The following is a 12429-nucleotide window of genomic DNA, read 5'->3' on the forward strand; positions in this document are numbered from 1 at the left end:
GCCGCTTGCCGACTGACTCCCCGCCGTAGCGATGGGGTGTTACGCGGCGGCCCCGAAACGCTTCCGGTGGCCAGCGTTGCGAACATCTCGCCCGAGAGCGATTGATTTTAACGCGAGTGATTCTTAATAGCATAACCCTTGACCCCTGTACTGCGCCTGTCTAGAGCGCGGCTATTGCGAATCAGTCGCAATCAAAAGGGGAAGAATTTTGACGCAAGCCGCTCTGTCGTCCACCGTTTCCACGCGCGCCGCGCGCTTTGCCGCCGGAACGGCGCTTGGCCTCGCGCTTGCTGTGACCGTTCAGCCGGCCGCCGCGCAGGATAATGACGGCGAATATTGGATGGCGCGCAAGAATCAGATCGTCGTCACGGCGACGCGGACCGCGGTGCGGGCGGAGGATCTGCCGGTCACCGTCACGGTCATCGACGAGGAGCGGATCGCCGACGAACTGGTCACCGATATCCGCGACCTCATCCGTTTCGAACCCGGCGTCAGCGTTCAGCGCCAGCCGGCACGCTTTGGCGCCGCGCTCGGCGCGACCGGCCGCGCGGGCAACGACAGCTTCAACATTCGCGGCATCGGCGGCAACCGCGTGCTGATTCAGGTCGATGGCGTCCGCGTTCCCGACGGCTTCAGCTTCGGCGCACAGGCTTCGGGGCGCGGCGACTATGTCGATCTGGGCCTCATCAAGTCGGTCGAAATCCTGCGCGGGCCGTCTTCGGCGCTTTACGGCAGCGACGGGCTGGCCGGTGCGGTCAGCTTCATCACCTCCGATCCGTCGGACTTCCTGCAGGACGGCAAGAATGTCGGCGGTCTGGTTCGCGGCGCCTATAGCAGCGCTGACGAGGAGTTCAGCGAAACCGCGATCCTCGCGGGCCGCAGCGGCGACTGGTCGGCGATGGCGGCCTACACGCGCCGAGACTGGCAGGAACTCGATAACAAGGGGACCCGGGACGGCACCGGTCCCGCACGCACGCTCCCCAATCCGCAGGATGGCCGCTCGAACGCCGCGCTCGCGCGTATCGTCTATGATCCCGCAAACGGTCACAAGCTGCGCCTCACCGGCGAATATCTTGACACGCGCCTCTATACGCAGGGTCTGACCGGGATCACCGCGACCGTCGATCGTCTCGAAGGTATCGACACTGGCGAGCGCAAGCGCGTGTCGCTCGACTGGAGCTGGGAAGGCGAGGGGACGATCGATTTCGCCCGCGTCGCGCTTTACTGGCAGGACAGCGAGGATCGTCAATATACCGAGGAAGATCGCACCCCCGCCGCCCATCGCACGCGCCTCAACACCTTCGAGAACCGTGTGTTTGGCGCCTCGGCCGACGCCCGTGCCGATTTCGCCACTGGCCCGCTCGCCCATCGTCTTGTCTTCGGCGGCGACATCAGCAAGACGCGCCAGCAGGGCCTGCGCGACGGGACGATCCCGCCCGCGGGCGAAGTCTTTCCCGCGCGCGCCTTTCCGAGCACTGATTTCACCCGCGCCGGCCTGTTCGTGGGTGACGAAATCAGCATCGCCGACGGACGCCTGATCCTCTATCCGGCGCTGCGCTTCGACTGGTATGATCTGTCGCCGCAGGACGATCCGCTACTGCCGACCTTCGCCGGCGCCAAGCAGAACGGCTCGCGCCTGTCGCCCAAGTTCGGTGCGCTGTGGAAGGTCACCGACGAGGTGCGTCTGTTCGCCAATTATGCGACGGGCTTCAAGGCGCCCGAACCGGGACAGGTGAACCAGTTCTTCGAAAATCTGGCCTTTGGCTACACGTCGAAGCCGAACCCCGATCTCGGTCCCGAGCGCAGCGAGAGCTTCGAGGGCGGTCTTCGCTTTTCCAGCAATGCCGTCAGCCTCGATCTCACCGCTTTTTCGGCGCGCTACAAGGATTTCATCAGCCAGGAAGTGGTCGGCGGCAGCTTCACGCCCGCCGATCCCGCCATCTATCAATTTGTGAATCTCGACCGCGTTCGCGTCAAAGGCGCCGAGGCGCGGTTCGAGGGGCGAGCGTCGTCCGGCCTGTATACGACGCTCGCCCTATCCTATGCGAAGGGGGATATTATCGATCCCGACGGCACGCGTGCGCCGCTGTCGACGATCGACCCGCTGAAGCTCGTTGCCGGGGTCGGCTATCGCGAGCGCGAAGGACGTTTCGGCGGTCAGATCATCATGACGCACGCCGGCCGCAAGGAATCGTCGCGAACCGCAGGGGTGTGCACCCCCGAATGTTTCCGGCCCGACAGCTTCACCATCCTCGATGCGACGATTTTCGGACGTATCACCGACGGGCTGACGTTGCGCGCCGGTGTCTTCAACATTCTGGACAAGAAATACAGCTGGTGGAGCGACGTGCGCGGCCTCGCGATGCTGCAGGTTCCGCCGCCGGCCGGCTCGCCGGCGGGAACGCCCGGAACGTTCGTCACGCCCGCAAGTGCCGATGCCTATACCCAGCCCGGCCGCAACGCGAGCGTGTCGCTCAGCTACCGCTTCTGAAAAACAAAAGAAGGACTGCACCGATGAAAACATATCGCAAAATCGCCGTCGGCCTGTTGCTGCTTTCCGCCGCATTGCCGACCATTGCGTCCGCGCACCCGCCCATCGCGGCGGAGCAGGCTGCGGCCAATTTCGAGCAGGACCGCGCCGACATTCTCGCGATGGCGGGCAATTATCGTGTCAGCTTCAACATGCAGGAATCGACCCGCTGGGATCCGGATTATGAAGTGCTCGAACCCAAGCGTTCGGGGGGCAATGAGGTCGTCCGCGTGATCGAGGACACCGGCCGCAAAATCTCGCTCCAGCACATGCTCGTCATCACTGGCGACGACGACAAGAGCTTCGTCATCAAGCATTGGCGTCAGGACTGGGAATATGAGCCCGCAAAGGTGCTGGCCTATTCGGATCGCAATGCTTGGACGTGGGAAGATGTCCCCGAAAAGATGCGCACCGGCCGCTGGTCGCAGACGGTGTGGCAGGTCGACGACAGCCCGCGCTATGGCGGTTGGGGCCAGTTTGAAACGCAGGGCGGCGTCCGCCGCTGGCGCTCCAGCTGGACCTGGCGCCCGCTCGCGCGCCGCGACGCCGTGCGTAATCCCGTCTATGATCGCTATCTGTCGATCAACCGTCATCAGCCGAGCCCCGACGGCTGGGTCCATTGGCAGGACAACACCAAAATGGGGACGAAGGACGGCAAACTGGTGCCGATCGTTCAGGAATATGTCCTCAACACCTATATCAAATATGACCAGTATGACGTGAAGGCGGCCGACGATTATTGGGCCGCGACGAAGGATTATTGGGCCGCCATTCGCGCCGAATGGGACCGCGTCGCACAGGCCAAGGGCGGCATCGCGATCGAGGAAAAGGCCGACACCGGAACGGTGATCAGCGGCCGCCTGCTCGAAATCGCCGACGAAATTCAGGAAAAGAAGCTGACCACTGCCAAGGCGATCGCCGAAGCAAAGAAGCTGATTGAAACCAACACCCGCAAACTCTGACCCACTTCACCCTGTGAAGCCCGCAACTGGGGCGGCCTGAAAGGGCCGCCCCTTATTTTGCGTCAGATCATTTCTTTGCCGCACCTTCGACGCTCCAGATCCCGGCGCCGCGTGTCGCGATGAACAGGAAGAGGAAGCAGTAAAGCGCGATCGTCTCGCCTCCGTTGACGATCGGAAAGGGATTTTTGGCGCCATGCGCGACCCAATATCCCACCGCCGACATGCCGCTGGCCAGAAAGGCAGCGGGGCGCGTGAAGAGGCCGAGGACGATCAGGCCGCCCGCGACGATTTCAATTGCACCGGCCGCCATCAGCATCGGATTGAGCGGCATCGGGAACGCTGCCGGGAAATTGAAGAATTTCTGTACGCCATGCGCGAGGAATAACAGGCCTGAGACGATGCGCAGCAGCGCATAAGCCTGTTCGCCGAAACCATCGAGAAATTTCATGAGAACCCCCTCCTTGTCGTTGATCGACGGCCCGGAGGCTAGCCGATTTCCAATGTTTTCATACAAAAATGTCCGAACGCGAATTATTTTCGCGTTCGATGTCACATCCGCAAACCCTGTCTCGTCAACTTGGCACCACCCTTTGAAAAGGAGCTTCGACATGACGAAAGTAACCGACCCCTTCGCCGCCGCCCCGCAACTGATGAAGCAGTGGATGGCGACCTCGCTCGCGGTGCAGGAAAGCCTTGAAAAGAGCCTGATCGAGCTGGTGAAAATCCGCGCTTCGATCCTCAACGGCTGCGCCAACTGCATCAATATGCACACGACCGAAGCGCGCGCGGCGGGCGAAAGCGAACAGCGTATCTATCTGCTTGCGGCGTGGCAGGAAGCGCCGGTCTATACCGACCGCGAACGTGCGGCGCTGGCATGGACCGACGCCTTGACCCGCGTGTCGCAAGGCCACACACAGAAAGAAGCCAAGGGTGCACTCGAAGCGCATTTCACGCCGGAGGAACAGGTGAAGCTTACCCTGATGATCAACATCATCAACGGCTGGAATCGCATCGCGGTCGGCTTTGACCTCTGGTACGAAATGCCCGCGGCCAAGGCGGCCTGATGACGCCCGACGGCCATCGTGATGCGGCGGACGCGGCGGTCAGTTTCGACCCGCTGCGTCCGCTGCTCACGCGCGTCGCCTATCGCATGCTCGGCTCGGTCGCCGATGCCGAGGATGTGGTGCAGGACGCCTTCATCCGCTGGCTTGGGACCGACCGTGCAGAGGTGCGCGAGCCTGCGGCCTTTCTTCGCCGCACGGTGACGCGGCTCTGCCTCGACCAGATCAAGTCGGCGCGCAACCAGCGCGAGACGTATGTGGGGCCCTGGCTCCCCGACCCGCTGGTCGAGGAAGAGGAAGAAGATGATGTCACCCTGCCGCTGATGCTCGCGCTTGAACGCCTGTCGCCGTTAGAGCGCGCCGCTTTCCTGCTCCACGATGTCTTCGGCGTCGGCTTTGACGAGGTGGCGACGACGATCGGCCGCGACGCCGCTGCAACGCGCCAGCTCGCCGCGCGGGCGCGAACGCATGTTCGCGACGCCCGGCCGCGTTACAAGCTGGAGAAGGAGCAGGGGATGGAGATTGCCAACGCCTTCTTCGCTGCTTCGCGCAGTGGCGACATGGGAGCTCTCGGCGCGCTGCTTGCGGCCGATGTCGGCATGTGGTCCGATGGCGGCGGCAAACGCCCCGCGGCGCTGATGCCGGTGCTGGGGTACGACGTCGTGATGAAGCTCCACCGCAGTCTCGCGGTGCTGTTCGGCAAATATGGATCGACGCTGATCCACGCCGGGATGATCAACGGCCTGCCGGGCTTCGTTACCCGCGAAGCCGATGGCGAGTTGCAAACGACGGCGCTGGAGGTGGCGGATGGCAAGATTTCCGCCATCTATGTCATGCGCAACCCCGACAAACTCCGGCACGTTCATTAAGGGGTGGGTCGTGCTGGCTTTGGTCCGGGATCATCCGGTTTTGAGGTAGACTTCATGCCACAGCGTGACCAGTCCATCGGCATCGAAGGTCAAAAGCAGCATCGCCTCGAACCGGTCGACGCTGCCGTCGATGCGGCTGACCGTTGCGGTCATCGCGAGGACGGTGGAGTCCTGCTCGGTGACAGTCCGGTGGATTTCATAGTCGATCGACGCGATCGTCGCGCGAAACCCGTTGAGGAATTCGAGGTAGTTGGCATGGTTCGCGGGGTGAACGCGTCCATTTGCGCAGACGGTGAAGGCCGCGGCGAATTTCTCGCCGATCGCGGCTTCCGTCAGGGGGGCGTCGTGGAGCAGGTGGCGCCGGTTCCAGTCGAGGAGGTCGCGGGCGAGCTGGTCGCTATTCATATGTGATCGAACCTGTTTTCTTGATTGGGGGAGGGGCGCGACTTAGCGGATGCGCTGGCCGCCCTTCCACATCATTGTTGCGCGGCCTTGCACGGGCATGCCGTCGAACGGCGTATTGCCCGCATAAGCCGCCATTTTCTTCGCATCGACCTGCCACGGCGTGTCGGCGTCAACGAGGATGAGGTCAGCCTCCATCCCCACCGCGAGGCGCCCGGCGTCGATGCCGAGCAGGCAGGCGGGGGTGCCCGCCAGCAGCTCGAACAGGCGTCCAGGCGAGACATGGCCGTCGCGGACGAGGCCCAGGCCGAGCGCGAGCAGCGTCTCGGCACCCGCCATGCCGGGCTGTGCTTCGGCGAAAGGCAAGCGTTTGTCCTCTGGACCGCGCGGGTCGTGCCCAGAGGCGAGGATATCGATCGTGCCATCGGCGATGGCGGCAAGACAGGCATGCCGGTCGTCTTCGCTGCGGAGCGGGGGCGACAGACGTGCGAAGGTCCGGAAATCGCCGATCGCCGTGTCCGAGAGGAAGAGGTGCGCGGGGGTGATGCCGCAGAGGACGGGCAGCTCCTTAGCCTTGGCCGCGCGGATCAGATCGAGCCCGCGCGCGGTCGTCACCTGACGGAAATGGACGGGAGCACCGGTTTCCTCGACGAGCATCAGGTCGCGTGCGATCGCTATCGCTTCGGCGACGGCGGGGGCGGAGGCGAGGCCGAGGCGCGTCGCCATTTCGCCATCGGTCGCGACCGCGCCAGCGGTGAGGCCTTCATCCTCTGCATGGATGATCGTGACGAGGCCGAGCGAGGCGGCGTAGCTGAGGACGCGCCGCATCACGCCCGTGTCGGCGATCCGCGCGCGGCCGGTGGCGACGGCGCGGGCGCCCGCCTGTTTCATCAGGCCGATCTCGGCGAGTTCGGCGCCTTCGAGCTTCTTGGTCGCGGCGGCGAGCGGGTGGACCCAGAGGTCGGGCTTGCCGCCCTTGGCCGCGCGTTCGACGAGCCCGGCGCCGTCGAGGCCGCCATTGTCGGGCATCAGCGCGGCGCGGGTGATGCCGCCAAAGTGAAAGGCTGGCTTGTCGGTCGCGAAGACGCCGAGATCGATGATCCCGGGGGCGAGCCACTGGCCGCGCGCGTCGACCGTTTCCGTGCCCTCGGGAAGCTCGGTGGGGTCGATCGCCGCGATGCGGCCCTCGACCGCGAGCAGACTGCCCGGGCGCGGCGCATCGCCGTCGATCAGCAGAGCATTTACGATGTGAAGGGGGGTCACGCCCATCCCGGTATCTTTCGTTTGCGGCGGGTCAAAATATCGAGGCAGGCCATGCGGACCGCGACCCCCATTTCGACCTGTTCGGTGATCGTCGAACGGACGGGATCGTCGGCGACGCTGCTGTCGATTTCGACCCCGCGGTTCATCGGGCCGGGGTGCATGACGATCGCATCGGGCTTCGCCTTTTCGAGCCGTTTCGGCGTGAGGCCGTAGAGCGCATGATATTCGCGCGCGCTGGGAATATAGGCGCCGTCCATGCGTTCATTCTGGACGCGGAGCATCATCACAACGTCCGCGTCCCTGATGCCTTCGTCCATGTCGGTGAAGGTGGTGACGTGCATCCGCTCCATTGCGGGCGGGGTCAGCGTCGGCGGCGCGACGACGCGCACTTCGTTGCCAAGCAGGGTGAGCGCCAGGATGTTCGAGCGCGCGACGCGGCTGTGGAGGACGTCGCCGCAGATCGCGATGGTGAGGCCCTCGACCTTGCCCTTGCGGCGGCGGATGGTGAGCGCGTCGAGCAAGGCCTGCGTCGGATGTTCGTGGCGGCCGTCGCCGGCGTTGAGGACTGGACAGTCGACCTTGTCGGCGATCAGCTGCACCGCGCCCGAGCTTTGGTGGCGGATGACGAGCGCGTCGGCGCGCATCGCGTTGAGCGTCATCGCGGTGTCGATCAGCGTCTCGCCCTTTTTCACGCTCGACTGTGCGGCGTGCATATTGACGACATCGGCGCCCAGGCGTTTTCCGGCGATTTCGAACGACAACAGTGTGCGCGTCGAATTTTCGAAAAAGGCGTTGATGATGGTGAGGCCGGCAAGGGCATCGTCATGCTTGGCGGCGCCCGCGCGGTTCATGTCGACCCACTGTTCGGCGGCGTCGAGAACGTAGGAAATTTCCCACGGGGTGAGCTGGGCGATGCCGATCAGGTGGCGATGGCGAAAGGCATCGCCGCCGGGCGGATAGTCGCTGGCGGGTCGGGTTTTTGCGCTAGTCATTAAAGCCGGGCCTCTATGCCGGATGCGGCAAATAAGCAAGCATTGCGGCGACCAGCGGATCAAGAAATCCGGACGCCCAGAGCGCGAGCAGGATGATTTCGAGAGCGAGGATGACGAGCATCTGCGCCGCGAACGGCTGCTTGCGCGTTTTGTGGCGGACGAGGCGCGAGGCGGCGAAGGTGCCGAAGGCGCCGCCGACAAACGCCCAGCGGAGAAGGGTGCTTTCGGATATCCGGCGCACGCCCGCTTCGGCACGGCGCTTGTCGACGACCATCAGCCCAAAAGCGATGCCGTTCGCGACGCCAAGCCAGATCAGGATATATTCGGTCAAGCGCACACCGTCATGCGCGGGTCAGGGCGTCGATCGCGCCCTGAAGGATGAAGGCGGCAGCGGCGCTGTCTATCCGCTCGGCGCGTTTGGCGCGGCTGACGTCGGCGGCGATCATCGCGCGCTCGACAGCGGCGGTCGACCAGCGCTCGTCCCAAAGCAGCAGCGGCAGGCCCAGCGGCGTAAGGTTGCGGGCGAAGGCGCGGGTGCTTTGGGTGCGCGGGCTGTCGGTGCCGTCCATGTTGAGCGGCAGGCCGACGACGAGGCCGACGACCGATTGCGCCGCGACGAGGCTTTTGAGCGCTTCGAGGTCGGCGGTGAATTTCGTGCGCTTGATCGTCTTGTCGGGGGTAGCGAAGGCCCAGTTCGCGTCGCAGAAGGCGACGCCGATCGTCTTGGTGCCGACGTCGAGGGCGATCAGGCGACCGCCGTTGGGGAAATGGGCGGCGAATTCGGGGGCGACGGTGGTGATCATTGTCGGCCTTTACAATCCAAAGCCCGTCATTGCGAGCGAAGCGAAGCAATCTCCAGCGCGAGGTGCAGAGCCGATGGCTGGAGATTGCCGCGTCGCTACGCTCCTCCGCAATGACGGGTCAGGATTTGGGCGCCGCCGTTGCCGGAAGGGCGGTGGGTGCCAAGGGTGCCGCCGCCGGCGGGACGGGCGACGGTTTGCCCTCGAACGTTGCCAGCCGGCGCAGGACGTCGGCGCGGACGTTCGACCAGAACAGGGTGATGTCATAGACGTGATAGTTGTTGCCCGGCAGGACATAGCCCGCGACGACATAGTCTTTCGCGATCTCGCCGTCGCCGATCATCAGCAGACCGCGCGCGTCGTCGCACTGGGCGCCGATCTTGCCCGCGATCAGCGATCCGCTCTTGAAACCCGTGGTCGGCTTCAGCGTGCCGAGATTGGTGTCAGGAGCTGCCCCGGCGTCGGGGGTGCCGGTGATCGGGTTTGTGCAGAGCATCCGCGTATTCGCGCGGGGCCGTCCGTCGAAGCCGATCGTGCCGTCATAGGCACCCAGCACCATTTCGGGGTCTGCCGGCGCCGCGAAGCTTACCCAGCTGAGGATACAGCCCTTTTGCTCGGGGGTCTGGCATGCGGGAAGGCCGAGGCCCGCCATGTCGGTTTCGACGCTGATCGGCCAGCCGACGGCATAAACCGCGACGATGCGCTTCGCGAGCGGGGTGCCCGCGATCTTGTTCTTGAGCAGGGTGGTGAGGTGGAGCGCGCCCTGGCTGTGGCCGGCGAGGATGATCGGTTTGTTCTTCGGCTGCGCGGCGACGAACGCGTCGAACGCCTGTTCGACATCCTGATAGGCGGCGTCGATCGCCTTGCCCGCGGTGACGCGGTCTTCGGCGAGGAAGGCGCCGAGGGTCGCCTGACGGTAACGCGGGGCCCAGATGTCGCCAGCGTCGGCAAAAGCGCTTGCCATGCCCTGGACGAACAAATTGGCGCGATGGTCCGAATCGCGGTCTGCGAGCGGGGCATTCCAGCTCGACCGGCTGTAATAGCTGGTCGGATGGACGAAAAAGACCGCGGCATCGCCTTTGGGGGCGGGCGTTGCGGCGGCGGCGACAGCTTCGGCAGCGGTGGCGGGCGGGACGAGCGCGTCACTTCGCTGCGCTTCGGCGCTGTCTGGCGATGGTGTGCGAACCTCGGCGGCTTCGGGGCGCCAGTCGGAGGGGTTTTTGTCCATTCCCGGCCGCGCAAACCACATTTTTGGGTCGTCATAAGCGTTGGGCGTCACCGCAGCCTGCGGCTTGAATTCGGTGCTGGGCACGAAGGCGGTGCGCGCGATCCAGCCCGGATAAAGCTGATACACGACCCCGGCAGCGAGGATGAGGATGATGACGGCGGCGATGAGGTAGAGGAATTTGCGGGCCATTGGGGCTCCATAGGGAGAGGGGAGAGATTGCGGCTTCTGTATCTGCTCGTGATGACGGCATCAAATGAAGCGTCATGCTGAACTTGTTTCAATATCCATAGCCTGAACTCGCGCCCTTGGACCATGGATCCTGAAACAAGTTCAGGATGACGGGGTTACGCGATAGGCTGAGGCCATGACTGACACCTCATCACCCATCATCGCCCCCGATTCGTCGCTTCCCGTGTCCGCGCGGCTTAACGACAGCGACCCGCCGTGGTCGTTGCGGCCGTGGATCATGGCGGCGATTTGCGCCGTCGCGGGCCTTGCCTTTCATATGCTCGTCGACCGTCAATATGTCGCCGAACCGGCGCCGTTGCTGGACGGCCTGGCGGCGTTCGTGGCGATTTCGACGATCGTCTTCGTGCTGGGGGTCGAGCTTCGGCGCTGGCACTGGGCGGCGGGCTTCGCTCTCATCTGGGGCGCCATCATGGGGCTGATCGCGTCGCAGGCGTCGGCGTATAATATTCAGGGATCGCCGATCGAATGGCCATTCTGGTCGGGGCTGCTTGCCGTGCTGGTCGCGACGCCGCTGTTTCAGACGCGGCGCGATGTCGCGTCCGACTGGCGGTTCTGGAAGCTGTGGCAGATGCCCTATGAGCGACTCCACAGTCATGCGTGGACCGATGCGGTGATCGGCGCGGCGAGCCTGGCGTTCGTCGGTGTGAGCTTCCTGCTTGTCATCCTGATTTCGGAAATGTTCCACCTTATCGGCATCAATGTGATCCGCGATCTGCTGAACGACGAATGGTTCGGCTGGATGCTCGCGGGCGCGGCGTTCGGCGGAGCGGTGGGCTTGCTGCGCGAACGCGACAAGCTTGTATCCACTTTGCAGCGGCTGGTGATGATCGTGCTCGCGGTACTCGCGCCGGTGCTGGCGGTCGCGCTGGTGATCTTCCTGCTCTCGCTGGCGGGTACGGGTTTGCAGAAGCTTTGGGATTCGGGCTTTTCCACCGCGGCGCTGATGATGGCCGCGGGGGCTTTTGCCGTGCTGCTGGCGAATGCAGTGATCGGCAACGGCGCCGAGGATCGGCCCGGGAACCGGGTGCTTCGCTGGGCGGCGCCGGTGCTAGCGGTTGCGGTGCTGCCGCTGGCGGCGATCGCGCTATATTCGATGCTGCTGCGCGTCGGCCAATATGGCTGGACCCCCGAGCGTATCTGGGGGGTGATCGCGGCCGCAATTGCGGTGGCTTATGGCCTTGTGGGGGTGTGGGCCGTGGTGAAGGGACGCGGCGATTTCGACGATCTGTTGCGGCCGTTACAGCAAAAGCTCGCGATCGGGCTGATGCTGCTCGCTACCTTCCTTGCGCTGCCGATCGTCGATTTCGGGGCGATTTCGACGCGCGATCAAATGACGCGGCTGAAATCGGGCGCGATCTCGACAGAGCAATTCGACTGGGCGGCGATGGCGTTTGATTTCGGACCAGCCGGGCGCGCGGCGCTGAAAGAACTCACCCGATCGCCGCAAAAGGCGCGCGCAGATGCGGCGAAGCTGGCGCTGGAGACGAAGAATCGCTGGGACCTCGGCGGGCCGCGTGGACCTGTGCTGATAAAACCCTTTGCCGAGCGGCTGCGCGTGTTCCCGGCGGAGCGCACGCTGCCTCTCGAGGCGCTCGAACGTGTGTCAGGCAGCTATATGTGCAGCCGCGCGAAGGCCTGTGTCGCGGTGTGGCTGGCCGACGATCGGATCGGTGTGATGGGGCAGAATGAGCCGGGCGAGGCGATGAGTTTTGATTTTGTGACGCAGAATAAGGAAGGGCGCTGGGTGCAGGGCGATTTCGTCCGCGATACACCGACGAAGCGGGCTGAGGTCGACCTTTCGAAAGCGACGATCGAAGTCGAGACGGTGCAGCAGCGGCGCATTCTGGTGAATGGCGTACCGGAATCGGGGACTTTCGAGTAAGTTTTGATCCTCCCTGCGGGGTAGCCGTGGGGAGGTGGCTGCGCGAAGCGCTGAGGGAGGGGCTTTTGGTACTGCCGTCGCAGCCCCTCCATGAAAGGTCGTCCTCCCCATGACTTCGTCACAGCGAGGATCAGGACGGTTGAAGCGCCGGGGCGGGGATGCTAGCGGCGCGGCTTCGTTAAAGTTAGGAC

Annotated in this window: 12 protein-coding genes; 5 read left to right on the forward strand and 7 right to left on the reverse strand. The window is 64.3% G+C overall.

The features are described from left to right. The first annotated feature begins 208 nt into the window (after positions 1 to 208). Positions 209 to 2491, forward strand: a complete 2283-nt coding sequence (locus ACSYDV_RS12825; protein ID WP_438324200.1) for a TonB-dependent hemoglobin/transferrin/lactoferrin family receptor — start codon at positions 209 to 211, stop codon at positions 2489 to 2491. 23 nt (positions 2492 to 2514) lie between these two features. Continuing rightward, on the forward strand, positions 2515 to 3492 hold the full coding sequence (locus ACSYDV_RS12830; RefSeq protein WP_438324201.1) for a DUF6607 family protein: 978 nt from the start codon (positions 2515 to 2517) through the stop codon (positions 3490 to 3492). Between the two features lie 67 nt (positions 3493 to 3559). Here ACSYDV_RS12830 and ACSYDV_RS12835 read toward each other — a convergent pair whose 3' ends face one another. Beyond that, entirely contained in the window at positions 3560 to 3940 is a 381-nt protein-coding gene (locus tag ACSYDV_RS12835; RefSeq protein ID WP_438324202.1) for a DoxX family protein, read from the reverse strand. 160 nt (positions 3941 to 4100) lie between these two features. On the opposite strand from ACSYDV_RS12835, the gene ACSYDV_RS12840 reads away from it, so the two are divergent. Both ACSYDV_RS12840 and ACSYDV_RS12845 read left to right on the forward strand, forming a co-directional pair. Beyond that, positions 4101 to 4556: a carboxymuconolactone decarboxylase family protein gene (locus ACSYDV_RS12840; RefSeq protein ID WP_438324203.1), complete on the forward strand. Its 456-nt coding sequence runs from the start codon at positions 4101 to 4103 to the stop codon at positions 4554 to 4556. Further along, positions 4556 to 5422, forward strand: coding sequence for a sigma-70 family RNA polymerase sigma factor (locus tag ACSYDV_RS12845; RefSeq protein ID WP_438324204.1), 867 nt, complete (start codon positions 4556 to 4558; stop codon positions 5420 to 5422). The genes ACSYDV_RS12840 and ACSYDV_RS12845 overlap by 1 nt, the downstream gene beginning before the upstream one ends. A gap of 30 nt (positions 5423 to 5452) precedes the next feature. On the opposite strand, the gene ACSYDV_RS12850 is transcribed toward ACSYDV_RS12845, so the two are convergent. The 6 genes from ACSYDV_RS12850 to ACSYDV_RS12875 all read right to left on the reverse strand — a co-directional run bounded on the left by ACSYDV_RS12850 (position 5453) and on the right by ACSYDV_RS12875 (position 10296). Beyond that, the gene (locus tag ACSYDV_RS12850) at positions 5453 to 5827 is read right to left on the reverse strand and encodes a hypothetical protein (protein WP_438324205.1); all 375 of its coding nucleotides are present in this window, start codon (positions 5825 to 5827) and stop codon (positions 5453 to 5455) included. A 42-nt stretch (positions 5828 to 5869) separates the two neighbouring features. After that, positions 5870 to 7093: a dihydroorotase gene (locus ACSYDV_RS12855; RefSeq protein WP_438324206.1), complete on the reverse strand. Its 1224-nt coding sequence runs from the start codon at positions 7091 to 7093 to the stop codon at positions 5870 to 5872. Further along, positions 7084 to 8079 carry an aspartate carbamoyltransferase catalytic subunit gene (locus tag ACSYDV_RS12860; RefSeq protein WP_438324207.1) on the reverse strand — a complete coding sequence of 332 codons (996 nt, stop codon included), beginning with the start codon at positions 8077 to 8079 and terminating at the stop codon, positions 7084 to 7086. Before ACSYDV_RS12860 ends, ACSYDV_RS12855 begins: the two co-directional genes overlap by 10 nt. A gap of 13 nt (positions 8080 to 8092) precedes the next feature. Next, on the reverse strand, positions 8093 to 8410 hold the full coding sequence (locus ACSYDV_RS12865; protein ID WP_438324208.1) for a DUF1294 domain-containing protein: 318 nt from the start codon (positions 8408 to 8410) through the stop codon (positions 8093 to 8095). Positions 8411 to 8420: 10 nt separating this feature from the next. Next, entirely contained in the window at positions 8421 to 8882 is a 462-nt protein-coding gene (ruvX, locus tag ACSYDV_RS12870; protein WP_438324209.1) for a Holliday junction resolvase RuvX, read from the reverse strand. A gap of 118 nt (positions 8883 to 9000) precedes the next feature. After that, a complete protein-coding gene (locus ACSYDV_RS12875) occupies positions 9001 to 10296 on the reverse strand; it encodes a DUF3089 domain-containing protein (protein WP_438324210.1) in 1296 nt (431 codons plus the stop codon). 175 nt (positions 10297 to 10471) lie between these two features. Between ACSYDV_RS12875 and ACSYDV_RS12880 the strand changes: the two genes are divergently transcribed. Continuing rightward, positions 10472 to 12238, forward strand: coding sequence for a DUF4153 domain-containing protein (locus tag ACSYDV_RS12880; protein WP_438324211.1), 1767 nt, complete (start codon positions 10472 to 10474; stop codon positions 12236 to 12238). The last annotated feature ends 191 nt before the right edge of the window (positions 12239 to 12429 follow it).

This window comes from Sphingopyxis selenitireducens, assembly GCF_051550705.1.
In the GTDB taxonomy this organism is placed as follows: domain Bacteria; phylum Pseudomonadota; class Alphaproteobacteria; order Sphingomonadales; family Sphingomonadaceae; genus Sphingopyxis.